This is a genomic window from Kitasatospora sp. NPDC043950 (assembly GCF_056435345.1).
The window spans coordinates 1-22,898 of record NZ_JBWKER010000013.1 but is presented as its reverse complement, the minus strand read 5'-3'; the positions used below and the strand labels follow the sequence as shown (position 1 = coordinate 22,898).

Annotated in this window: 20 protein-coding genes and 1 tRNA gene; 8 read left to right on the top strand and 13 right to left on the bottom strand. The window is 70.9% G+C overall.

Going from position 1 to position 22,898, the window contains the following annotated elements:
• Positions 1-123: 123 nt before the first annotated feature.
• The 4 genes from AC07BF_RS11490 to AC07BF_RS11475 all read right to left on the bottom strand — a co-directional run bounded on the left by AC07BF_RS11490 (position 124) and on the right by AC07BF_RS11475 (position 5,508).
• Positions 124-1,956, bottom strand: coding sequence for a bifunctional metallophosphatase/5'-nucleotidase (locus AC07BF_RS11490; protein ID WP_363588921.1), 1,833 nt, complete (start codon positions 1,954-1,956; stop codon positions 124-126).
• Positions 1,957-2,223: 267 nt separating this feature from the next.
• Positions 2,224-2,805 carry a hypothetical protein gene (locus AC07BF_RS11485; RefSeq protein WP_478333295.1) on the bottom strand — a complete coding sequence of 194 codons (582 nt, stop codon included), beginning with the start codon at positions 2,803-2,805 and terminating at the stop codon, positions 2,224-2,226.
• Complete coding sequence (locus tag AC07BF_RS11480) at positions 2,792-4,423, bottom strand: VWA domain-containing protein (RefSeq protein WP_363588917.1); 1,632 nt, start codon at positions 4,421-4,423, stop codon at positions 2,792-2,794. The genes AC07BF_RS11485 and AC07BF_RS11480 overlap by 14 nt, the downstream gene beginning before the upstream one ends.
• Positions 4,424-4,431: 8 nt before the next feature.
• On the bottom strand, positions 4,432-5,508 hold the full coding sequence (locus AC07BF_RS11475) for a hypothetical protein (RefSeq protein ID WP_063347154.1): 1,077 nt from the start codon (positions 5,506-5,508) through the stop codon (positions 4,432-4,434).
• Between the two features lie 281 nt (positions 5,509-5,789).
• Here AC07BF_RS11475 and pyk point away from each other — a divergent pair, with 281 nt between their 5' ends.
• The 3 genes from pyk to AC07BF_RS11460 all read left to right on the top strand — a co-directional run bounded on the left by pyk (position 5,790) and on the right by AC07BF_RS11460 (position 7,986).
• On the top strand, positions 5,790-7,220 hold the full coding sequence (gene pyk, locus AC07BF_RS11470) for a pyruvate kinase (RefSeq protein ID WP_363588915.1): 1,431 nt from the start codon (positions 5,790-5,792) through the stop codon (positions 7,218-7,220).
• A 110-nt stretch (positions 7,221-7,330) separates the two neighbouring features.
• Positions 7,331-7,690 (top strand): type II toxin-antitoxin system RelE/ParE family toxin, encoded by a 360-nt coding sequence (locus AC07BF_RS11465; RefSeq protein ID WP_363588913.1) that lies wholly within the window; start codon positions 7,331-7,333, stop codon positions 7,688-7,690.
• Positions 7,687-7,986 (top strand): helix-turn-helix domain-containing protein, encoded by a 300-nt coding sequence (locus AC07BF_RS11460; protein WP_350881736.1) that lies wholly within the window; start codon positions 7,687-7,689, stop codon positions 7,984-7,986. The genes AC07BF_RS11465 and AC07BF_RS11460 overlap by 4 nt, the downstream gene beginning before the upstream one ends.
• A gap of 82 nt (positions 7,987-8,068) precedes the next feature.
• Here the strand turns inward: AC07BF_RS11460 and AC07BF_RS11455 are convergent.
• Positions 8,069-8,151: transfer RNA gene (locus AC07BF_RS11455), tRNA-Leu, on the bottom strand.
• A gap of 94 nt (positions 8,152-8,245) precedes the next feature.
• On the opposite strand from AC07BF_RS11455, the gene AC07BF_RS11450 reads away from it, so the two are divergent.
• The gene (locus tag AC07BF_RS11450) at positions 8,246-8,902 is read left to right on the top strand and encodes an ANTAR domain-containing response regulator (RefSeq protein WP_063347151.1); all 657 of its coding nucleotides are present in this window, start codon (positions 8,246-8,248) and stop codon (positions 8,900-8,902) included.
• Between the two features lie 74 nt (positions 8,903-8,976).
• Here the strand turns inward: AC07BF_RS11450 and AC07BF_RS11445 are convergent, their stop codons facing one another.
• The 6 genes from AC07BF_RS11445 to AC07BF_RS11420 all read right to left on the bottom strand — a co-directional run bounded on the left by AC07BF_RS11445 (position 8,977) and on the right by AC07BF_RS11420 (position 15,898).
• On the bottom strand, positions 8,977-9,693 hold the full coding sequence (locus tag AC07BF_RS11445) for an ABC transporter ATP-binding protein (protein ID WP_350881732.1): 717 nt from the start codon (positions 9,691-9,693) through the stop codon (positions 8,977-8,979).
• Positions 9,690-10,511 carry an ABC transporter ATP-binding protein gene (locus AC07BF_RS11440; RefSeq protein ID WP_478333316.1) on the bottom strand — a complete coding sequence of 274 codons (822 nt, stop codon included), beginning with the start codon at positions 10,509-10,511 and terminating at the stop codon, positions 9,690-9,692. The genes AC07BF_RS11445 and AC07BF_RS11440 overlap by 4 nt, the downstream gene beginning before the upstream one ends.
• An 8-nt stretch (positions 10,512-10,519) precedes the next feature.
• Positions 10,520-12,448, bottom strand: coding sequence for a branched-chain amino acid ABC transporter permease (locus tag AC07BF_RS11435; protein ID WP_363588925.1), 1,929 nt, complete (start codon positions 12,446-12,448; stop codon positions 10,520-10,522).
• Positions 12,449-12,453: 5 nt separating this feature from the next.
• A complete protein-coding gene (locus AC07BF_RS11430; RefSeq protein ID WP_063347149.1) occupies positions 12,454-13,383 on the bottom strand; it encodes a branched-chain amino acid ABC transporter permease in 930 nt (309 codons plus the stop codon).
• Between the two features lie 220 nt (positions 13,384-13,603).
• Positions 13,604-14,842 (bottom strand): branched-chain amino acid ABC transporter substrate-binding protein, encoded by a 1,239-nt coding sequence (locus AC07BF_RS11425; protein ID WP_363588910.1) that lies wholly within the window; start codon positions 14,840-14,842, stop codon positions 13,604-13,606.
• Positions 14,843-15,433: 591 nt separating this feature from the next.
• Positions 15,434-15,898 carry a PaaI family thioesterase gene (locus tag AC07BF_RS11420; protein WP_363368771.1) on the bottom strand — a complete coding sequence of 155 codons (465 nt, stop codon included), beginning with the start codon at positions 15,896-15,898 and terminating at the stop codon, positions 15,434-15,436.
• Between the two features lie 331 nt (positions 15,899-16,229).
• Here AC07BF_RS11420 and polA point away from each other — a divergent pair, with 331 nt between their 5' ends.
• Complete coding sequence (polA, locus tag AC07BF_RS11415) at positions 16,230-18,917, top strand: DNA polymerase I (RefSeq protein WP_478333315.1); 2,688 nt, start codon at positions 16,230-16,232, stop codon at positions 18,915-18,917.
• A 187-nt stretch (positions 18,918-19,104) separates the two neighbouring features.
• Entirely contained in the window at positions 19,105-19,650 is a 546-nt protein-coding gene (locus AC07BF_RS11410) for a GNAT family N-acetyltransferase (protein WP_400988450.1), read from the top strand.
• A 33-nt stretch (positions 19,651-19,683) separates the two neighbouring features.
• On the opposite strand, the gene AC07BF_RS11405 is transcribed toward AC07BF_RS11410, so the two are convergent.
• On the bottom strand, positions 19,684-20,376 hold the full coding sequence (locus tag AC07BF_RS11405) for a TetR/AcrR family transcriptional regulator (protein ID WP_478333294.1): 693 nt from the start codon (positions 20,374-20,376) through the stop codon (positions 19,684-19,686).
• A gap of 70 nt (positions 20,377-20,446) precedes the next feature.
• Between AC07BF_RS11405 and AC07BF_RS11400 the strand changes: the two genes are divergently transcribed.
• Complete coding sequence (locus AC07BF_RS11400; RefSeq protein WP_478333293.1) at positions 20,447-21,109, top strand: O-methyltransferase; 663 nt, start codon at positions 20,447-20,449, stop codon at positions 21,107-21,109.
• A 233-nt stretch (positions 21,110-21,342) separates the two neighbouring features.
• Complete coding sequence (locus tag AC07BF_RS11395) at positions 21,343-21,744, top strand: hypothetical protein (RefSeq protein WP_478316961.1); 402 nt, start codon at positions 21,343-21,345, stop codon at positions 21,742-21,744.
• A gap of 98 nt (positions 21,745-21,842) precedes the next feature.
• Here AC07BF_RS11395 and AC07BF_RS11390 read toward each other — a convergent pair whose 3' ends face one another.
• On the bottom strand, positions 21,843-22,694 hold the full coding sequence (locus AC07BF_RS11390; RefSeq protein WP_478333292.1) for an alpha/beta fold hydrolase: 852 nt from the start codon (positions 22,692-22,694) through the stop codon (positions 21,843-21,845).
• Between the last annotated feature and the right edge of the window lie 204 nt (positions 22,695-22,898).

The following is a 22,898-nucleotide window of genomic DNA, read 5'->3' as shown; positions in this document are numbered from 1 at the left end:
GCCTCCCCTACCCCCCCCCCCCCGCCCCCCCCCCCCCCCCCCCCCCCCCCCCCACCACAAACACCCCCCCCCCCCCCCCCCCCCCCCCCCCCCCCCCCCCCCGACGGCCTTCGGATGAGGTGCTCAGAACACCGGCTGGCCGGCGCGCACCAGGCGCCAGGAGTCGGTGAAGAAGTCTGCCGGGTCGATGACGCCCTTGGCCTTCACCCAGGCGATCATCGTGTTGCGGATCTCGTCCGAGTTCGACCAGACCAGCTTGGCCTGCGCCACGTGCGGGAAGTTGCCGCCGCCGTTGGCACGGTAGTTGTTGACCGCCAGGACGAACTGCGCGGCCGGGTCGATCGGCTTGCCCTGGAACGACAGGTTGACGATCCGCTGCCCCTTCGGCTGCGCGATGTCGATGTCGTAGCTCAGCCCGTACAGCGAGTCGTAGTTGTAGTCCGGCGTGGTCTCCGCGCCGGTCAGCGCGTCCTTGTCGACCGGCGCGCCCGGGGCCAGCTGGTTGTAGTACTTGGCCGAGAACTCCAGGTAGTCCTTCAGCTGCGCGCCCGTCAGGACGCGTGCCTCCAGCGTGTTCTCGTAGATGTACAGACCCGCCGCGTCGCGCAGCTTCACCTGGCCCGCCGGGATCAGCGCCGTCCGGTTGAACGGCGCCGCCTGCGCCAGCACCGGCAGGTTGGCGTACTGCCCGCCCGCCAGCGCCGCCTTCACCGCGTCCGCCTGCACCCGGCCGATCAGGTCGATGATCGGGGTCGCCCGGAACCGCGCCTCGGCGATCGACAGATCCGTCTTGCAGGTGCCGATCTGCTGGTTGACGTACGCCACGACCTTCTTGTGCTGCTCGGTCAGCGCGTCCACGATCTCCGGGTTCTCCGGCACGGTGTTGGAGTTCAGCACCCGCGAGGACACCGAGAGGACCTTCCACGCGCCGTCGGCGAACTCGACGTCGAAGTCGAAGCAGCTCAGGCGCTGGCCCCAGCACAGCGGCTCGGAGAGCACCACGGTCCTGCCGGTCTTCTTGTTGACGATCAGCCGCTGCGCCACCTCCTTGTGGGTGTGGCCCACCAGCACCGCGTCGATGCCCGGAACGGTCTCGGCCATCTCGCCGGAGGCGTCCTCGGGCCAGGGCAGCTGGTCGCCGTAGGTGGTCGGCTCGTCGATGCCGGAGTGGGCGGAGACGACGATGACGTCCGCGCCCGCGGCCTTCATCCGGGGCACGTACTTGGCGGCCGTCTCGACGATGCCCGGGAAGACCATCTTGCCGGTGACGTTGGCCTTGTCCCAGATCGCGATGCCCGGGTTGGTGAGGCCGAGGATGCCGACCTTCAGAGGGGTGTCCTCGTCCAGCCACACCTCCTTGATCACGTACGGCTTGAAGGCCGGCTTCTCGTTCTTCGCGTGCAGCGCGTTGGCGCCCAGCAGCGGGAACTCCAGCTGGTCCTCGAAGGCCTTCACGGTGGGGATGCCGTAGTTGAACTCGTGGTTGCCGAGCGCGGCGGCGTCGTAGCCCATGAGGTTCATGGCGACGGCCATGGGGTGGTCGGGCACGTTGTCGCCGTCGGTGGCGATCGGCTCGATCCGGGCGTAGTAGTAGGTCAGCTGGGTGCCCTGGATGATGTCGCCGGAGTCGATCAGCAGGCAGCGGTCCCAGCCCTTCTCCTCGCGGACCTGGTTGGCCAGGGTGGAGATCTTGGCGAGGCCGACGTCGTTGTGCGCCTTGTCGGCGTACACGGCGTCGGTGAAGTAGTCCCAGTTGAGCACCCGGCCGTGCAGGTCGGTGGTGCCCATGACGGTGAAGGCCTGCTTGCGGCCCTTGCGCTTGCCCTTGGCGGCCGCCGGAGCCGGCTCGGCGGCCACGGCGGCGGGGGCGGCGGCGACGACTGCTCCGCCGGTCAGGGCGGCGCCGGCTGCGGTGGCGGCGGACCGGGTGACGAAGTCACGGCGGTTCAGGGGCATGGACGACTCTCCCGGGTGGGGACTGACGGGCCGATGGTCCGTCAACTGGTGTTCGGGTGGCGTGCCGAAGCGCATCGACGCGCGTAGAAGGACGCGCGTAGAAGTGTGCCGTGCGGGCCCGGCCGGTGGATAGCCCTCCGACGTTTCCAGCAGGTGAGATCTTGGCGACTCGTTCGTGACGGGGGTGCGCGGAGGGCGGGGTGGTAAGGGGACCCGGCCGGGCCCTGTCCGGTTTCCTCGGGGGCAGGACCCTCGGGGGCAGGACGCTCAGTTCAGGTCCGCGACCAGTCGGCGCACCTCGCGGCCGAGCTCCGCCTCCGGATCTGGGGCGGCCGGCCCCGCCCACGGCCGCCAGGTCAGCGCCCGCAGGTAGCCGGCCACCGCCACCGGCAGCCGGTGCCGCACGATCTCCTCGGGCACCGGCCCCGGCTCCGCCGAGCGCAGCGCCGCCAGCAGGCCCGCCACACCGGCCGAATCCGGCAGCGGCACCGTGGCCAGGTAGTCGGCCAGCGCGGCGAGCTCGGGATCGGGTCGCGGTGCGGGCTCCGGCGCGGGCTCCGGGTCCGGCCTGGGCGTCGACGTGGAAGCCGTCGACGGCCCCGACGGCCCCGACGGCAGCGGCGGCACCAGCGGATCGACGGGTAGGACGACAGGCGGGTCCGTCCGCGCGCCCGGCGTCAGCAGCGCGCCCGCCCCGTACAGCCCCGCCACCACCGCCGGCCACCACGCCCCGCCCAGCCCGGCGAAGTGCAGCCCCAGTCCCACCGCGCCGCCCCCGCAGCCGACCAGGTTCCGGGCCGACTCCAGGTACCGCAGCACCCGCCGGCCGAACCCGTCACTGGTAGCCACGAATCTCCTCGAACACCCCGTCCAGCGAACCCGACCCGTCGAACAGCTTGCCGCCGCTCACGTCCGCGATCCCCTGCAGCTGGCTCACCGCCGCCTCCCCGAACTTGATCGGGAACACCGGGATCGACTTCTGCCCGGCCGGCAGCCCGTCGTGGAACCGCTTGAAGTCGCCGTCCGAAGCCCCCTCGTTGCTCTCCCCGTCGGTCATCAGCACGATCGACGTGAACCGGTCGTCCCCCGCCGCCGACTGCTGCCGGTCGATCACCCGGTACGCCTCCTCCAGCGAGTCGTACAACGCCGTACCCCCCGACGCCGCCAGCGACTGCACGTCCGCGTCGATCGACGCCAGCTCCGTCTCCGGGCCCGGCTTGCTCCCCGAGGCCGGCACCGCGTGCGTCCTCGCCCACTTCACCTTCGACGCGAAGGAGATCAGCGTCACCTCCTCGCGGTCCCGGAACCTGCGCACCGCCCGGGTGTCGTCCGCCCCCGTCAACCGGCCCAGCGCCGACTTCAGAGCCGAGATCCGCGAACCCTCCATCGACCCCGAGGTGTCCAGCACGTACACCGTCCGCGACGGCCGCCGCAGCTCGTTCTGGTACGAGGCCAGCAGCCCGTCCGCCACCGCCCGGCTCCCCGGGAACGGCAGCTCCCGGCGCCGGTCCGCCGGCAGCCCGGCCGCCGGCGACACCCCCGGCGCCACCGGGCGGCGCAGCGTCACCTCGGAGATCCGTTTCTGCACGTCCTCCTTCAACAGGTACGCCGTCAACCGCTGGAAGGAGTCCCGCTCCCGCTGCGCGGACGAGGACAGCAGCGACAGCGGATAGTCCGCCGACACCACCCCGTCCACCGGGCGGATCACCGTCAGCTGCTGGTCCGCCGCCAGCGACTTGTTCATCGACAGCAGCACCGACTCGTAGTTCACCAGCGCCCCGACCTTGCCCGGCTCCGCCCGGGTGTAGGCCTGCGCCAGCCAGCCCGAGGAGCCCGACGTCAGCTTCTGGCCGGTGAAGAACTGCTTCAACTGCGGCGCCGCCTTCTGCACGTCCCCCTCGGTCAGCGCCGCCCCCGCACCCGAGAACGCCGAGGCCACCGCCACCAGCGTCGAGAAGCCCGAGTTCGACCGGGACGGGTCCGCCATCCCGTACGCCAGCTTCCCGGCCGACGCCGCATCCCCGACCTGCGCCCAGGAGACCTTCGAACCGTCCCCCCAGCCGAGCTCGTTGAGGACCGAGGACCGCACCCCCACCGCCACCGGCGACACCATCACCGGCGTCTCCGACAGCACCTTCGACTTCCCCGCGTCATCCAGTCGCAGGTACTGGTTGGACGGGAACCACACCGCGTCGTACTTGCCGTCCGCCCGGCCCGAGGACACCGCGTCCGCGCCGTCCAGCGAGCCCGTCCAGGAGAACTGCACCGTCACCCCGGTCGCCTTCCTGGCGTCCTCCAGGATCGGCGCCAGGTCCTGCAGCTCGCTGCCGGCCAGCACCCGCAGCACCCCCGGCTGCGCCGTCGTGGCCGGCGGGTCGGACGGCTTCGGGCCCGGCGGGGTGGAGGTGCAGGCGGCGGACGCCAGCAGGGTCGCCAGCGCGGCGACCGGCCAACTGTGCTTCTTCATCCGGGAGTTCACTGAGCCTTCCCCTTGGCGGCCTTGATCAGCCTGGTCAGGATGTCGGGCACGGGAATCTGCGGCTGGTTGACCTTCGCCGCCGCGAGATTGGGCGCCAGGACCGGGGTCTTGCCCTTCACCAGCGCGGCGAAGGCGTCCGGGTCGTCCTGCGGGCGGAAGCCGAACTTCGCCTCCAGCCGACGAAGTTCGGCGTTGTCGTGCAGCTGGGCGGCCAGCCGCCGGCCGTTCGGCGTGCGGCCGACGATGGTGTGGTCGGTGTAGATGGTGGTGTCCGGGTACAGCACCACCATGTCGCCGGTCGACTCGCCCTTCAGCACCATCGCGGCGGCCTGCGACTCGTACGCGAGCACCAGCGGATTGCCGACCCCGGCCAGGAAGGCCTTGAACGGCTCGTCGCTGCTGCTCTTCTGGCCGCCCTGGATCGCCGTCGCCGTGCGCAGCACGTCCTTGGTGGCGTCGATCCCGGCCTGGTCGTAGACCACCTGGCGGTTGTTCAGCAGGTACGACAGCAGGGCGATGTGCAGCGCCCCCGAGGAGGACGTCTCAGGGTCGGTGGTGGTGAGGAACACCGGGCCCTTCAACTCCGCGTGCTCGGTCGCGCCCGCGAGGTCCGGCCAGGTGCGGCCGGCCTTCAGCGCGGCCAGGTAGGCGTCCATCCGGAACGTCCACAGCCCGGTGGAATGGTCCAGGGTGGCCAGGCCGTTGCCCATCAGGACGTCCGCCACCGGGCGGTGCGCGAGGATCACCAGCGGCGAGTAGAACGGCTGGACCGGGACCTCCTTGATGTTCCAGTCCACGCGCAGCTTGTCGGCCGGTGGCTGACTGGCCGGGAACGCGAAGTCCTTCGCGTCGCCGTCCATCAGCCAGGAGCCGATGCTCTCCGCGTTCACCTTCATGCCCTGCTTGGCCAACTCGGCGACGACCTGCGGATCCTGGAAGAAGTCGCGCTTCTCCGAACCGATCAGGCCGGAGACGGTGACGATGTCGCCGCCCGGGTCGTCCTGCGGGATCAGCGCGTACGTCACCCCGCCCAGCAGGGCCAACGCCGCCAACACCCCCAGAGTGCGTCTCATGCCGAACGCCTCCCCCTCGTCCGCTACGTCGTCCGGGTGGTCACCCGGGGGTGACGAGCGTCCCGCCGGGCGGGGAGCGGCGGCCGAACCGGCGGTGAACCAAGGGTGAACACCCCTTCACGGGTTCGCATCGGAAGGCCGGACGGCGACGGCACCCGGGCAGCTGCTCGCACACCGGTCCGAGGATGTGTCAGATTGTTCAACTCGCCTTACGGCAAAGGTCATCCCGCCGTCCGGACCCGCGTCGTGGTTACGCGCCGGTAATGCCTACCCTCAGCAGTATGCGCCGAGCAAAAATCGTCTGCACCCTCGGGCCGGCCACCGACTCGTACGACCAGATCAAATCCCTGGTCGACGCCGGAATGGACATCGCCCGTTTCAACCTCAGCCACGGAACCCACGACGAGCACGAGGAACGCTACCGCCGCGTCCGCAAGGCCGCCGACGAGAGCGGCCGCAGCGTCGGCATCCTCGTCGACCTTCAAGGCCCGAAGATCCGGCTCGACACCTTCGCCCACGGCCCCGTACTTCTCGAACGCGGCGACGAGTTCACCATCTCCACCGACAACGGCGTCGTCGGAGACAAGGACATCTGCGGCACCACCTACCCCGGCCTCGCCGCCGACGTCACCCGCGGCGAACGCATCCTCGTCGACGACGGCCGGGTCACCCTGGAGGTCGTCGAGGTCGACGGGCCGCGCGTGCGCTGCCTCGTCATCGAAGGCGGCCTCGTCTCCGACCACAAGGGCCTCAACCTCCCCGGCGTCGCCGTCTCCGTCCCCGCACTCAGCGACAAGGACGTCGCCGACCTGCGGTGGGGCCTGCGCACCGGCGCCGACCTGATCGCGCTCTCCTTCGTCCGCAGCGGCCGCGACATCGAGGACGTCCACCGGATCATGGCCGAGGAGGGGCGCCTCGTCCCCGTCATCGCCAAGATCGAGAAGCCGCAGGCGGTCGACAACCTGGAATCCATCGTCGACGCCTTCGACGGCATCATGGTGGCCCGCGGCGACCTGGGCGTGGAGATGCCCCTCGAACAGGTCCCGCTCGTCCAGAAGCGCGCCGTCAAACTCGCCAAGCGCAACGCCAAGCCGGTCATCGTCGCCACCCAGATGCTCGACTCGATGATCAACGCCTCCCGGCCCACCCGGGCCGAGGCCTCCGACGTCGCCAACGCCGTCCTCGACGGGACCGACGCCGTGATGCTCTCCGGCGAGACCTCCGTCGGCAAGTACCCCGTCGAGACCGTCAAGACCATGAGCCGCATCATCGAGGCCGCCGAAACCGACATCCTCGCCGCCGGACTGCCGCCCCTGACCACCGGCAACAAGCCGCGCACCCAGGGCGGCGCCGTCGCCCGCGCGGCCGCCGAGATCGGCGACTTCCTGCACGCCAAGTACCTCATCGCCTTCACCCAGTCCGGCGACACCGCACGCCGGCTGACCCGCTACCGCTCGCCCATCCCCGTCCTCGCCTTCACCTACGAACCCGCCGTCCGCAGCCAACTCGCCCTCACCTGGGGCGTCGAGACCTTCCTCGGCCCCTTCGCCCCCACCACCGACCAGATGGTCGAACAGGTCGACGCGGCCCTCCTGTCGCTCGGCCGCTGCCAGAAGGGCGACATCGTCGTCATCACCGCCGGCTCCCCGCCCGGCCTCGCCGGCTCCACCAACCTCGTCCGCGTCCACCACGTGGGGACCCTGGACAACTGACCGGAGTCCGAACGGTCATTCGTGGGCGGCATCCCTCATCCGGAGGGATGTCGCCCGCCGGTCCTCGGATCCGGGCGAGGCGGCCCTGGCGGCTCCATAACATTCGTGTTATGACTTGGGGAGAGGTGGAGCTCGAGCCGGAGGTCCGGGACTGGATTCTCGGACTGGGCCACGACGGTCAGGAAACGGTGACGTTCTACGTCGACCTGCTCGCCGCCCGCGGCCCCCTGCTCGGGGAACCGCACACCAGGCAATTGGACGGCAAGCTCCGGGAGCTGCGCTTCCACCTGGACGAGCTGGACATGCGCATCACCTACTGGATCGCGTCCGGCAGGAGGATCATCCTGCTGACCGTGTTCCGTAAGACGCGGATGCGGGAGACGGCGGAGGTCGACCGGGCGAGGCGGGCGCTGCGTCGCTGCGTGGCCGAGCAGCACACGGCTGACGAGGACGAGGAGTGGGCGAGATGAGCGAACGTACGTCCTGGCGTGCTCTGCGCGAGGAGATCCTGAACCGACCGGGGGCGGGCGCGGCCTACGAGGCGGCCCGGATCCGATTCGAACTCGGGGAGGCCGTCCGCCTGCGCCGTGAGGCGCTCGGCATGACCCAGACCCAGTTGTCCGCGGCGGCTGGTATGCAGCAGCCTGCCGTGGCCCGCTTCGAGGCGGGCGGAACGATGCCGACCATCGTGGTGCTGGAACGGCTCGCGGCGGCGCTGGGCATGCGGCTCACTGTCGAGTTGGAGCCCTTGGAGAGGGCGAGCTGAGCCGGGTGCACGGGTGGAATGCAGGTGATTCCGGGAGTATCCGTCGTGATGAAGGCCGGACGAATGAGGGCGTTGCGTAGGGTGCCGGGTGCGGGATTCGAACCCGCAAGCCCTCTCGGGCAGATGTGTTTGAGACATCCGTGTATGCCGTTCCACCAACCCGGCGGGGCCAGTCCCGACAGAGCATACCGGCTGTGTGCGGGCAGCTGCTGCTAGGTACCCTCATTTATTGCAGTACCCCGCCGGAACTAGGAGCCCCGTGAGCACCGCCGACGAGCAGGCACAGCCGCTTGAGACCGATTCGCCCCAGATCACCCGGATTGTGATCGCCGAGGATGAGGCGCTGATCCGCCTCGACCTCAAGGAGATGCTCGAAGAGGAGGGGTACACCGTCGTCGGTGAGGCCGGGGACGGGGCCACGGCGGTGAAGCTGGTGGAGGAGCTTCGGCCGGACCTCGCGATCTTCGATGTGAAGATGCCGGTGCTGGACGGGCTCTCCGCCGCCGAGCAGATCCACGAGAAGCACCTGGCGCCGGTTCTGATGCTGACGGCGTTCTCGCAGCGGGAGCTGGTGGACCGGGCGCGGGACGCCGGGGCGATGGCGTACATCGTGAAGCCGTTCAGCAAGGCGGATCTGGTGCCGGCGATCGAGATGGCGGTGTCGCGGTACACCGAGATGCGGACGCTGGAGGAGGAGATCGCGGATCTCACCCAGCGGCTGGAGACCCGGAAGCTGGTGGACCGGGCGAAGGGCGTGCTGCAGACGAAGTTCGGGCTGAACGAGCCGGCGGCGTTCCGGTGGATCCAGAAGACGTCGATGGACCGTCGGATGACGATGGCCGCGGTGGCCGAGGCGGTCATCGAGGAGGGCGCGGCCCAGGACCGCAAGAAGGCGGACGAGGACGCGTCCGAGTAGACGGACGCGAGGAGGGCCCGGCAGATCTCGTCTGCCGGGCCCTCCGTGCGTGGAGGCGTGGATGCGTGGAGGTGTCAGTCCTCGCCGAGGTAGGCCTTGCGGACGGACTCGTCGTGCAGGAGGTCGGCGCCCGTCCCGGAGAGGACGATGCGGCCGGTCTCCATGACGTAGCCGCGGTCGGAGAGGGAGAGGGCGGCCTGGGCGTTCTGTTCGACGAGCAGGATGGTCGTGCCGGCGGCCTTGAGCTCGATGATGGTCGCCATGATCTTCTGCATCATCAGCGGCGACAGGCCCATGGACGGCTCGTCGAGCATGAGCAGTTTGGGCTGGGACATCAGGGCCCGCCCCATGGCGAGCATCTGCTGTTCGCCGCCGGAGAGGGTGCCGGCGGCCTGGCGGCGGCGTTCTCCGAGGATGGGGAAGAGGTCGTAGGCGCGGTCGACGTCGGCGGTGATGCCGGCGGTGTCGGTGCGCAGGAAGGCGCCGAGGAGGAGGTTCTCCTCGATGGTCATGCGGGGGAAGATGTGCCGGCCTTCGGGGGAGTGGGCGAGGCCGAGGGCGACGATCTTGTGCGCGGGGACGGTGGTGAGGTCCTGGCCGTCGAAGGCGATGCGTCCGGCGGTGGGTTTGAGGAGCCCGGAGAGGGTGCGCAGGGTGGTGGTCTTGCCGGCGCCGTTGGTGCCGATGAGGGTGGTGACCTCGCCCTGGTTGACGGTGAAGCTGATGCCCTTGACGGCTTCGATCTTGCCGTAGGCGACGCGGAGGTCCTCGACCTCGAGGAGTGCGGTCACTGGTCGGTCTCCGTAACGGTCTCCGCGACTGCGGGGGTGGTGCCTTCGAGCGGGGCGCCGAGGTAGGCGGTGATGACGCGTTCGTCGTTCTGGACGGTTTCGCGGTCGCCTTCGACGATCTTCTGGCCCTGGACGAGGACGGCGGTGCGGTCGCAGAGGTTGAAGATGAAGCGCATGTCGTGCTCGATGACGAGGATCGAGACGCCCTGGTCGCGGATGGCGAAGACGAGTTCCTCGGCCGCGCGGGTCTCCTGGGGGTTCATGCCGGCGGTGGGTTCGTCGAGCAGCAGGAGGCCGGGGTCGGAGGCGAGGGCGCGGGCGATCTCCAGCTTGCGCTGTTCGCCGTAGGGGAGGTTGCGGGCGAGGTGGTCGGCCTTGTCGGCGAGGCCGGTGAAGGCGAGGAGTTCCATGGCCTTCTCGCGGCTCTCGTTTTCGGCGCGGTGGTAGCCGGGGCCGCGGAGGATGGCGGAGAAGATGCCTTCCTTGGTGCGGGTGTGGCGGCCGACGAGGACGTTCTCCAGGACGGTCATGTTGGCGAAGAGCCGGATGTTCTGGAAGGTGCGGGCGATGCCGGCCTGGGTGACGAGGTGGGGCTTGGGCGGCAGGAGGGTGCCGCCGTAGCGGACGGCGCCCTCGGTGGGGACGTAGAGGCCGGTGAGGCAGTTGAAGAAGGTGGTCTTGCCGGCGCCGTTGGGGCCGATGAGGCCGATGATCTCGCCTTCGCCGACGGTGAGGCTGACGTCGTTGACGGCGGTGAGGCCGCCGAAGCGCATGGTGACGCCGGTGACTTCGAGCAGGGGTGTGGCGGTGGTGGTCATCTGGGTGGTCACGCCCCTGCCTTGGTGAGTGCGGCGCCGTCGCCGGCGGGCTGGGCCGGGATGGCGGCCTCGTGGAACTCCAGTTGGCGGCGCCGGTTGGGGATGAGTCCCTCGGGGCGGACGCGCATCAGGATGATGAGGGCGGCGCCGAAGGCGAGCAGCTGGTAGTCGGAGAGGAATTCGAGCTTCTTGGGGATGAGGAAGAGGAGGGTGGCGCCGGCGAGGGGCCCGCTGATGGTGCCCATGCCGCCGAGGATGACGGCGGCGAGCAGGAACGCGGAGTTGGGCGGGAGGGCCTCGGCGAAGGTGTACTGGTCGGGGGTGACGGTGTAGCTGACGTGGGCCTGGACGGTGCCGGCGAGGCCGGCGAGGCAGGCGCCGAGGGCGAAGGCGAGGAGCTTGAGGCGGAAGCCGTTGATGCCCATGGCCTCGGCGGCGGTCTCGTCCTCGCGGATGGCGACCCAGGCGCGGCCGATGCGGGAGTTGCCGACCCGGGCGAAGACGAGCACGACCAGGGCGGTGACGAGGAGCATCAGCAGGTAGTAGTTGGAGAAGCGGCCGAGTTCGATGCCGGCGACGGTGTGCGGCTTGCCGAGGTCGAAGCCGAGGATCTCCAGGTCGGGGATCCGGGGGATGCCGTTGGAGCCGTTGGTGACCTTGGGGCCGGTGGTGCCGTTGAGGTTGAGCATGGTGATGCGGAAGATCTCGCCGAAGCCGAGGGTGACGATGGCGAGGTAGTCGCCGCGCAGGCGCAGCGTGGGGGCGCCGATGAGGACGCCGAAGACCATGGAGACGGCGGCGCCGGTGAGCATCGCGGCCCAGAACGGGAACTGGACGTGGATGGGGGAGGCGGGGGAGCCGGAGACCAGGGCGGCGGCGTAGGCGCCGACGCCGAGGAAGGCGACGTAGCCGAGGTCGAGCAGGCCGGCGAGGCCGACGACGATGTTGAGGCCGAGGGCGACGGTGGCGAAGATCAGGATGTTGGTGGCGACGGACGTGTACTGGTCGCTCGTCTGGGTGAAGGGGAAGCTGGCGGCGGCGGCGAAGGCGGCGCCGGTGGTGACGGGGCGGTGCTTGACGGTCAGGGCGCGCAGCCGGGCGAGCAGGCCGGACCGGGTGAGGGCGGGGACGACGAGGGCGGCGAGCAGCAGGTAGCCGATGAAGAGTTCGCCGTACTCGGTGTCGATGCCGAAGGTGATCGTGAACAGTCCGAGGCCGAAGGCCAGGACGATGATCAGGACTTCGGCCCAGGAGGGGAGTTGGCGCGGCGCGGGCAGGGGTCGGTCGACGGTGCCCAGGCGCAGCCAGGTGTGGGCGAGGTGGCCGAGCTGGAGCAGCAGGACGACGCCGGCGGCGATGGCGAGGGCTCCCGCGAGGGCGGTCATCACGGGGGCGACGGGCTGGTCGCCGGGGATGGCGTGGGCGGCGAACCAGCCGGCGGGGGCGACGGGGACGAGCAGGAAGAGGCGCTTGTCGAGGATGCGCAGCGGGACGCGGGTGCGGCGGTCGAGGGGGAGGCCGAGGGCGCCGAGGACGGTGAGGAGGCCGCCGGCGGCGAGGATCCAGCCGCCGGCTTCGAGGTTGGCGAGGCCGCCGAGTTCGGTGGCGATGGCGGCGACGGAGAAGACGCTGACGGCGAGGGCGCCGGTGGCGGTGTAGAGGACGGCGTTGTGGCTGCGGGTGGGGGCGGCCCAGCGCAGGCCGGGGGTGCCGTGGGTGGCGAGGAGCAGGAGGAGGGTGAGGAGTCCGGCGGCGAGGGCGAGCCATTGGAGGCCGGCGGGGGAGCCGGTGTAGGTGAGGTCGCCGGGGAAGTCGGAGGTCCAGGTCCAGGGGAGGGCGGCGGAGGCGGCGGTGGTGAGGGCGCCGAGGCCGGTGAGGGCGGTGGCGGCGCGGGCCGGCAGGGGGATGACCGGGGTGGTTTCGGTGGTGGTGGTCATGGTGGTCACGCCCTGTCCGCGACGCGCTCGCCGAGCAGGCCCTGGGGCCGGACGAGGAGCACGAGGATGAGGAGTACGAAGGCCCAGACGTCCTTCCAGGCGCCGCCTCCGAAGAGGTGCATGCCGGGGAGGTGCTGGATGTAGCCGGTGGCGAGGCTTTCGGCGAGGCCGAGGGCGATGCCGCCGAGCATGGCTCCGTAGATGTTGCCGATGCCGCCGAGGACGGCGGCGGTGAAGGCCTTGAGGCCGAGGATGAAGCCCATGCGGAAGTCGACCTGGCCGCTGCGCAGTCCGTAGGCGACGGCGGCGACGGCGGCGAACGCGGCGCCGATGGCGAAGGCCATGACGATGATGCGGTCGGTGTCGATGCCCATGAGCTTGGCGGTATCGGGGTCCTGGCTGGTGGCCTGCATGGCGCGGCCGGAGCGGGTGCGGGTGACGAACCAGCCGAGGGCGAGCATGCACAGCGGGGCGGCGATGAGCAGGAAGAGGTCGCTGCGCTGGATGGTGACGGAGCCGAGGCTGAAGGGATCGCCGGGGATCTTGGGGAAGACCCGGGCCTTCTTGGCGTCGGGGTAGAAGGAGAAGACGAGTTGCTGGAGGAAGATGGACAGCCCGATCGCGGTGATGAGGGGGGCGAGTCGGGGGGCGTTGCGCAGGGGCCGGTAGGCGAAGCGCTCGGCGGCGACGGCGGTGAGGGTGGAGACCAGGATGCCGGCGATCAGCATGAGCGGCAGGGCCAGCCACAGGGTGGTGCCGCCGGGGAGGGCGAGGTAGGCGGTCAGGGCGCCGAAGCCGCCGACCATGACGATCTCGCCGTGGGCGAAGTTGATGAGCTGGACGATGCCGTAGACCATCGTGTAGCCGATCGCGACGAGTCCGTAGAGGGCGCCGAGGATCAGGCCGTTGGCCAGCTGCTGCGGTAGGTCGTGCACCGCTGGGCCTCCGTAGTGCGTTCGGGGTTGTCCGCGTGGGTGGTGGATGTGGGGGCGCGCGGGGGCACTCGTGGCGCCCCCGCGCGCTGTGCTGCTGGAAGGTGGTGCGGGCCGGCTCAGCGGTTGAGGTTCAGCCGTCGAGGGCTGAGCCGCTGGAGGCCCAGCTGTCGAGGGCTCAGCCGTTGAAGGCCCAGCCGCTGGAGGTTCAGCCGCTGGAGGTTCAGCCGTTGAAGGTGCCGGTCTTCTCCACGGTCCACTTGCCGTCCTTGACGGTGTAGACGGTGAGTTGCTTGTTGGTGGTGTCGCCGAACTCGTCGAAGGAGACCTTGCCGGTGACGCCGTCGAAGGAGACCTTCTGGACGGCGTCGACGACGGCGGCGCGCGGGTTGGCGGGCAGCTTGCCGTTGTTGGCGGCGGCGACGGCCTTGACGGCCTGGATGATGGCCCAGCCGCTGTCGTAGGAGTAGCCGCCGTAGGTCTCGTAGGGGTCCTTGTAGCCGGCGGCCTTGTAGTCGGCGATGAACTTGGCGGCGGTGGGGAGTTGTTCGACGGCGCCGCCGACGGCGGTGGCGTAGTCGCCGGCGCTCTTGGGGTTGAGCTTGATGAAGTCGGCGCTCTGCATGCCGTCGCCGCCCATCAGCGGGATGTTGACGCCGGCGTCCTTGAGCTGGAGGGAGAGCGGGCCGGCGGCGGGGTACTCGCCGCCGTAGTAGACGGCTTCGGCGCCGGAGGTCTTGACCTTGGTGACGATGGCGGAGAAGTCGCGGTCGTCGGGGTTGACGTGCTCCTCGCCGACGATGTTGCCGCCCTGCTTGGTGAATTCGGCCTTGAAGGTGGCGGCGAGGCCGGCGCCGTAGGTCTTCTGGTCGTCGATGAGGAAGACCTTGGACTTCTTGGCGTCCTTGGCGAGGAACTGGGCGGCGAAGGGGCCCTGGACGGCGTCGGTGGTGGCGGTGCGGAAGTAGGTCTTGAAGGGGCGCTTCTTCTCGCCGGTGACCCACTTCTCGCCCTGGCTGAGGGCGACGCCGGTGTTGGCGGGGGAGATCTCGACGAGGTTGGCGTCGTTGAAGATCTGCTGCATCGACTGGGCGACGCTGGAGTTGAGCGGGCCGACGACGCCGAGGACGCTGTTGTCGGCGACGAGCTGGGTGGCGTTCTGCTGGCCGGGGCCGGGCTTGGCGGTGTCGTCGAGGGCCTTGACCTGGAACTTGACGCCGGGGACCTCGTTCTGCTCGTTGGCCTTCTTGACCGCGAGGTCGACGGAGTTGCGGATGCCGATGCCGATGGCGGAGAGGTCGCCGGTGAGCGGGGCGTCGATGCCGATGGTGACGGTGGTGGCGGAGCCGCTGTTGCCGCTGCCTCCGTCGGCGGACTTCTTGTCGTCGCGGGAGCCGCACGCGCTGAGGCTCAGGGCGCCGATCACGGCAATGCTCACGACAATTGCGGAACGGTGACGCACGAGGGTCCCCTTCGGTTCGGGAGGCGCCGCGCCTGAGTTGGCGGGAGCCGGGATGCGCGGAGGGCCGGGCCCAATCCGTTGGCGCGGTGACTGGCCGTGACTCTAGATGCCTCTGGGCGACTCGGGCAGTGGTGTGGCGAGGCTGTGATTCTCTTGTTATGAGCACACAGAGCAGTTGTCTCAACATGTGGTCGTTTTGGCGCGAGCGATCCGCCGATGTAGGGCGTTTAGGGGCTGTTGGGGCGATGTAAGGGCCAGAAATGGGGGTTGCAGCTGGCTTGGCCGATAGTCGGACACCTGTGTCCGATTCACTTGTTCCGGTCATGCTCGTCCGGATTTCGGACAGCGAGGGCATGGCGAAGGAACTCCGGGCCGCCTGTGAGCCTCGGAGCGGGGCATTGCTCGGATTTCCTACTTGTTACGTAGCGTTACCTGCGCGGATTCCGGGCATGCTGCCGCGTCGGCCGCGCCCGGACATGCCGCCGCCCCCTTGTCCAGACCAACGCCTGCCCAGGGTGGCGGAAGGTCAAACAAGGGGGCGGTCAAGGGATTTGATGATCCGTCGGCACCGGGAAGGGTCCCGGCGCGGGGTCAGAGGTCGCGCAGCATGCAGGTCAGCCGGCAGCTGGTGACCCGCTTGCCGGTGTCGTCGGTGATCGCGATCTCGTACGTGGCGGCGGTGCGGCCCTTGAACACCGCCGTCGCCACCCCGGTGACCAGCCCGGAGGTGGCCGAGCGGTGGTGGGTGGCGTTGAGGTCCACCCCGACCGCGTACCGGCCGGGGCCCGCGTGCAGCATCGCGCCGATCGAGCCCAGCGTCTCGGCCAGCGCCGCGGACGCGCCGCCGTGCAGCAGCCCGTACGGCTGCTGGTTGCCCTCCACCGGCATGGTGCCGACCACCCGGTCGCCGGAGGCCTCGACGATCCGGATGCCGAGCTTCTCGCCGAGGGCGCCGCCGGAGAAGGTCTGCGGGTCGACGCCGAGCTTGGCGAAGTGGTCCAGCACGTCCTGCGGGACCTTCAGGACGGGGGCCGCGTCGGGGGCCGCGTCGGTCATGGGGAACTCCTGCCGCTCGGGGATCGTCATCGTGCTGCCTGTGATCGTACGACCGTCCTACTCGGCGGTAGCGGCCGTGTCCGGGGTCGGGGCGTGTCCGGGGCCGGGGCGTGTCAACGGACGCCCCGGGCACGGCGGCCCCCGGCGCGCCCCCGCCGCCCGCGCCCGACGGGCCCCGCGCCCGATCGGCACGGCGCCCCTTTTGTCGGTGCCGGGCCATAGGATCGGTGGCCGGTAGTGGAATCGGCAGGAACGGGACGTTGACGTGGCTACGCAGAGTACGGACAAGGGCGCGACGGGTGGCGGCGGGGCCGGCCCGCGGCCCCGGCTGATGCTGCTCGACGGGCACTCGATGGCCTACCGGGCCTTCTACGCCCTGCCCGTGGAGAACTTCAACACCTCCACCGGCCAGCCCACCAACGCGGTCTACGGCTTCGCCTCGATGCTCGCCAACACCGTCCGGGACGAGCAGCCCACCCACCTCGCCGTCGCCTTCGACCTCTCCCGGCAGACCTTCCGCTCCGTCGAGTTCCCCGACTACAAGGCCAACCGCGCCAAGACGCCGGACGAGTTCCGCAGCCAGATCGGCCTGATCGGCGAACTGCTCGACGCGATGAACGTCCCCCGGCTGACGGCCGAGGGCTTCGAGGCCGACGACATCATCGCCACCCTGGCCACCGCCGCCGAGGCGGCCGGCTACGACGTCGACATCGTCACCGGCGACCGCGACTCCCTCCAACTGGTCACCGACCACATCACCGTGCTCTACCCGACCAAGGGCGTCTCCGAGCTCACCCGCTACACCCCGGAGAAGGTCGCCGAGAAGTACGGCGTCACCCCGCGCCAGTACCCGGACCTCGCCGCCCTGCGCGGCGACCCGTCCGACAACCTGCCCGGCATCCCCGGCGTCGGCGAGAAGACCGCCGCCAAGTGGGTCAACCAGTTCGGCTCCTTCGACGAACTCGTCTCCCGCGCCGACGAGGTGAAGGGCAAGATCGGCGAGAAGCTGCGCGAACACCTCGACTCGGTCAAGCGCAACCGCGTCCTCACCGAGCTCGTCCGCGACGTCGAACTCCCGCTCGGCGTCGGCGACCTGGCCCGCGCGCCGTTCGACAAGGCCGCCGTCGGCACGCTGATGGAGTCGCTGGAGTTCCGCAACGCCAACTTCCGCGACCGCGTCCACGGCATCGACCCGGCCGCCGGCGAGGAGGAGGCCGCGGCCGAACTCGCCCCCGGCGTCGAGGTCGACGGCGAACTCCTCACCGACCCGGGCACGCTGGCCGGCTGGCTGCGCGAGCACGCCGCCGACACCAAGGCCCCGGTCGCCCTCGCCGCGGTCTACCAGTGGGCGCTCGGCACCGGCGAGGTCACCGAAGTCGCCCTGGCCGCAGGGGAGTCCGCCGCCTGGTTCGACCCGGCGCAGCTCGCCGAGGAGGACGAGCGGGCCTTCGCCGCCTGGCTCGCCGACCCGGCCGCCCCCAAGGCCCTGCACATCGCCAAGCAGGTCATGCGGGCCTTCGCCGAGCGCGGCTGGGCCATCGAGGGCGTCGTCGCCGACACCGCCCTCGCCGCCTACCTGGAGAAGCCCGGCCGCCGCACCTTCACCCTGGAGGTGCTCGCCGAGGAGTACCTGGCCCGCTCGCTCACCCCCGCCCCCGCCACCGAGGACGGCCAACTCGCCTTCGACGCCCCGGAGGAGGACCCGGCGGCCGGCGCCCAGGCACTCATGCTCCAGGCCCGCGCCGTCCTCGACCTCGCCGCGCTCTTCGACACCCGCCTCGCCGAGGTCGGCGCCACCGGGCTGCTGCGCGATATGGAGCTGCCGATCGCCGCCCTGCTGGCCCGGATGGAGCGCACCGGCATCGCCGCCGACCGCCCCTGGCTCACCAGCCTGGAGGCGCAGTTCGCCACCGAGATCCAGCGCGTGGTCGAGGAGGCGCACGCCGCCGCCGGGCGCGAGTTCAACCTCGGCTCGCCCAAGCAGCTCCAGGAGATCCTCTTCGGCGAGCTCGCCCTCCCCAAGACCAAGAAGATCAAGACCGGCTACACCACCGACGCCGACGCGCTCACCTGGCTCGCCACCCAGACCGACAACGAACTGCCGGTCATCCTGCTGCGCCACCGCGACCAGGCCAAGCTGCGCACCACCGTCGAGGGCCTGCTCAAGACGGTCTCGCCCAAGGGCCGCATCCACACCACCTTCAACCAGATGGTCGCCGCCACCGGCCGGCTCTCCTCGCAGGACCCGAACCTGCAGAACATCCCCGTCCGCACCGAGGAGGGCCGCGCCATCCGCCGCGCCTTCGTCGTCGGCGAGGGCTACGAGTCGCTGCTCACCGCCGACTACTCGCAGATCGAACTGCGCATCATGGCCCACCTCTCCGAGGACGAGGCCCTGTTGGAGGCCTTCGCCACCGGCGAGGACCTGCACACCACCGTCGCCTCCCAGGTCTTCGAGGTCCCGGGCACCGCGGTGGACGCCGAGATGCGCCGCAAGATCAAGGCGATGTCCTACGGCCTCGCCTACGGGCTGTCCGCGTACGGGCTCTCGCAGCAGCTCGGCATCAAGCCCGGCGAGGCCCAGGGCCTGATGGACACCTACTTCGAGCGCTTCGGCGGCGTCCGCGACTACCTGCGCCGGGTCGTCGACGAGGCCCGCGCCACCGGCTACACCGAGACGCTGCTCGGCCGCCGCCGCTACCTGCCGGACCTCAACAGCGACAACCGCCAGCGCCGCGAGATGGCGGAGCGGATGGCCCTCAACGCCCCGATCCAGGGCTCGGCCGCCGACATCGTCAAGATCGCCATGCTGCGGGTGGACGAGGCGCTGCGCGCCGCCGGCCTCACCTCCCGGATGCTGCTCCAGGTGCACGACGAAATCGTGCTGGAGCTGACGCCGGGCGAGCGCGAGCAGGTCGAGGCGATCGTCCGCGAGCAGATGGCCGGCGCCTACCCGCTGCGCGCCCCGCTGGACGTCTCGGTGGGCGTCGGCGCCAACTGGGAGGCCGCCGCGCACTGATCCGGCGGCGCGGTTCGGCGGTGCAGGGCTGCGGTGCGGTTCGGCGGTGCGGTTCTCGGCGGGCCCGGACACGGCTGGTGTCCGGGCCCGCCGCTCCGCTCCCGCGGGCCGTCGCGCAGCGGGCGCGACGATCGGCGGTGGGCAGCGGCGGATGGCGGAGAGCCCCTTGGCGGTCCAGAATGATCCGATGGTCACGCTTGAGACTCCGCGTCTGATCCTGCGTCGCTGGCGCGAGGAGGACGTCGCGCCCATGGCTGCCGTCAATGCCGACCCCGAGGTCATGCGGTGGATCCGTGACGGCAGCGTCCGTGACGAACAGCAGACCCGCGGCGGGATCCAGGCCTGGGAGAGCGAGTGGGAGGCGCAGGGCTTCGGCCTGTTCGCCGTGGAGATCCGGTCCACTGGTGAGCTGGCCGGGTTCACCGGCCTCTCGGTCCCCGAATTCCTGCCGGAGGTACTGCCGGCGGTCGAGGTCGGCTGGCGGCTGGGACGCTCCCACTGGGGGCGCGGCTTGGCCACCGAGGCCGCTGCGGCGGCTGTGCGGTTCGCGTTCGAGGAGCGAGGGCTGGAGCGGATCGTCAGCATCACTCAGGTGGGCAACGACGCCTCCGAACGGATCATGACCAAACTGGGGATGCAGCTGGCCCGTGAGACCGTCAGTCCCGCCGGCGGTCGGCGAGTACGGGTGTTCGCGTTGTCGTCGGACCAGTACGCCGCAACCCCTCGGCACTGAGCGCGGCCACCTCCCGCCGGCCCGCCTTCGGAGTCAGCTGCTCCCCGTCTCCCGTGCGTCGGCTGCGTCCGCGGCGTCCGCGGCGTCCGCTGCGTCGGCTACGTTCGCGCGGTGCAGGAACGCCTCGACGAGGCGGTCGGTGAAAGCCTGGTCCACGGGTTCCGCCGTCACCAGGACGCGGTGGTAGAGCGGTCCCACGAGTTGGTCGATCTCCGCCGCCATGTCGAGTCCGGCGGCGAGCTGGCCGCGTTCCACCGCGCGTTCCAGCGGGAGCCGGTCGCGTCGGCGCTGTTCGTCGAGGTACCCGGACCGCAGGGCGGCGGCGAACGCGGGATCGTGCTGGGCGTGCCCGATGAGGGCCTTGAAGACGGCGCCCGCGTCGGACCGGGTGAGGAACAGGGCCAGTTGGCGCAGGTGGGCGCGCAGGTCCGGGGCCAGGTCGCCGTGGTCCGGCGGGGTCAGGGCTTCGGTCGCGTCCTGGAGGAAGGCGTCCAGGAGGATGTCGGTCTTGGTCTTCCACCAGCGGTAGACGGTCTGCTTGGCGACGCCCGCCCGGGCGGCGATGCCCTCGATGGTGACGCCGGTGAAGCCCTTCTCGACCAAGAGGTCGTCGGCCGCCTCCAGCACTGCCTGCCGGGCCTGTTCGCTGCGGCCGTGCCGGTTGCCGTGGTGGCGTGCCGCCGGTTGTGACCCGGCCGCCGCGGCGGCCGTACTTCCTCGTTCCATGTCTGCCTCCTGGGGCCAGGGTAGGCCAGAACCGCTAGACGCAACGCAACGGTGCGTCTAGTCTAGGTCCATGACACCCACCAACACCCTCGAAGATCCCCGCGTCGCCACCGCCCTCGACCGGATGTTCCGGCATGCCGAGCAGGACGAGGAGACCAGCAGGCGGATCCGGGCGGCGTGGCCCCAGAACTCCGCGCCCCTCGGCCCGCAGGAGCAGGCCGACGCCAACGCCGAGGTGTACATGCCGATTTCCGCCCAGGGCGGCCGCCTCCTCTACAACCTGATCCGGGCCACCCGCCCCGCCACCGTCGTCGAGTTCGGCACGTCCTTCGGCATCTCCACGCTCCATCTCGCCGCCGCGGTGCGCGACAACGGGACGGGCCGGGTGATCAGTACGGAACTGAGCGCCGCCAAGGCCGCGGCCGCCCGCCGGACGTTCGCCGAGACGGGACTGGACGACCTGATCACCGTCCTCGAAGGAGACGCCCGCGACACCCTCGCCGCAGTCGACGGCTCCGCGGACTTCGTCCTCCTCGACGGCTGGAAGGACCTGTGCCTGCCCGTCCTGCGACTCCTCGAACCACGCCTCGCGCCCGGCACCCTCGTCGTCGCCGACGACGTCGACCTGGAGGCCCTCGCGCCCTACCTCGACTACGTCCGCGACCCCGCCAACGGCTACCAGAGCGTCACGTTCCCCGTGGAGGACGGAATGGAGATCAGCTGCCGCCTCTAGACCCGTGTGGTGTCGTGATCGGTTGTGGGCACCGCCTTCTGCGTGGGGGTGGAACCCGGTACGACACTGGTCGTGACGCGTGGGCAACTCACGAATGCCCTGCGGGTGGACGGCCCGGATGAGGCCGACGTGGCCCCCCGGGCCGAGCCGGTCGCCGTCGGCCGACGGCCCGGAGGCCCGGCCCTGGGAAAAGGACGCGCGCCACTGTGTCCGGTCAGGCGATCATGGCTGCCATGACGGACGCAACCGGACCGGAGCCGCTGGGCGTGTGCCTCGTGGCCAATGTCGCGCAGGAGACCGGTCACGGCGAAGGCGGGTCGGAGATCCGCAAGGGGCTGCGGCACTTCGCGCCGGGGGCGAAGGTGTGGATCGCGCCGCCGGCCTGGGGCGACGGCGGTGACTGCGTCATCGTGGCCGGACGTCATCGGGGCAACAGCCGTCGCTACGTGCGGATCGTGATCAAGAGTCGGTTCCTGGTGAACTTCAGGGTCCATGCCGTCTACAGCCCGGCGCTGGTGCGCGCGTTGACGGAGGCGGGACCCGGCGAGGAGAAGGAGTTCGGCGCCCGCTTCCTGTGGGACCCGGAGCAGGCGGAGAGCTGGGCGCGATCCCGGAACACGCCGAGGACGGGCTGAGGGCGGGCCGAGGACGGGCTCAGGGCGGGCTGAGGACGGCCTGAGGGCGGCGAAACCGGCGCGCCGGTGGGGCGGCGCGCCGGGAACACTGCTCCGGGTCAGCCCGCGAGGTGCTCCAGGAGCAGCGGCACGATCCGCTCGGCGTCGGCCTCCGGCAGCCAGTGGGTGGCGCCCTCCAGCGCGACGAACCGGTACGGGGCGCTGACGTGCTTGGCCGTCAGGTCGGCGGCGTCGCGGCCCAAAGCGCGGTCCTCGGTACCCCAGACGAAGAGCGTGCGGACGGTGATCTCGCCGGCCGGCACCCGGAGTTCCTCGTTGATCGCCCGGTACCAGTTGAGCCCGGCCGTCAGCACGCCCGGCTCGGTCAGCCGTCGGACGTTGGACTCGGCCTGGTCCGTCGGCAGCGCGCCCCGGTAGATCGCGCGCAGCCTGGCCGCGTCGTCGGCCAGCATGGCCTGTTCGGCCACGTGCTCCGGCAGGCGGAACTCCCTGATGTACTGAGAGCGTTCGCGCTGGTCGCTGCCGTTGTTCAGGGCCTCGTAGAGCGCCTCGGGGTGCGGGGTGGAGAGCACGGTCAGGCTGTGCAGCCGCTCCGGGTGGGTGGAGGCCAGCGCCCAGGCGACGAGGCCGCCCCAGTCGTGGGCGACCAGGTGGAAGCGCGGCGCGTCCAGGGCGTCGGCGAAGCCCAGCGCGTCCGCGACCAGCAGCTCGACGGAGTAGTCCGCGATGTCGGAGGGGCGGGCGTCGGGGGAGTAGCCGCGCTGGTCCACCGCCACCGCGCGGTAGCCGGCCGCGGCCAGGGCCGTCAGCTCGGCGCTCCAGCAGTCGGCGAACTCGGGGAACCCGTGCAGCAGCAGCACGAGTTCCCCGTCGGCGGGCCCGGCGGCCAGCCCGTCGAAGGTGTGCCGGCCGACGGTCAGACGAACGGCGGTGGGCAGGGGTGAGGACATGATCAGCTCCTGTTGGTAGCGCGTCAACAGGGCGATCACATCATAGGGTTGGGCGGGCGGATGCGGCGGGCGCTGCGGTGGCCGACGCCAGTGCTCGCCCTTGGCGCGAGGGCCCGGGGGGGGGGGGGGGGGGGGGGGGGGGGGGGGGGGGGGGGGGGGGGGGGGGGGGGGGGGGGGGGGGGGGGGGGGGGGGGGGGGGGGGGG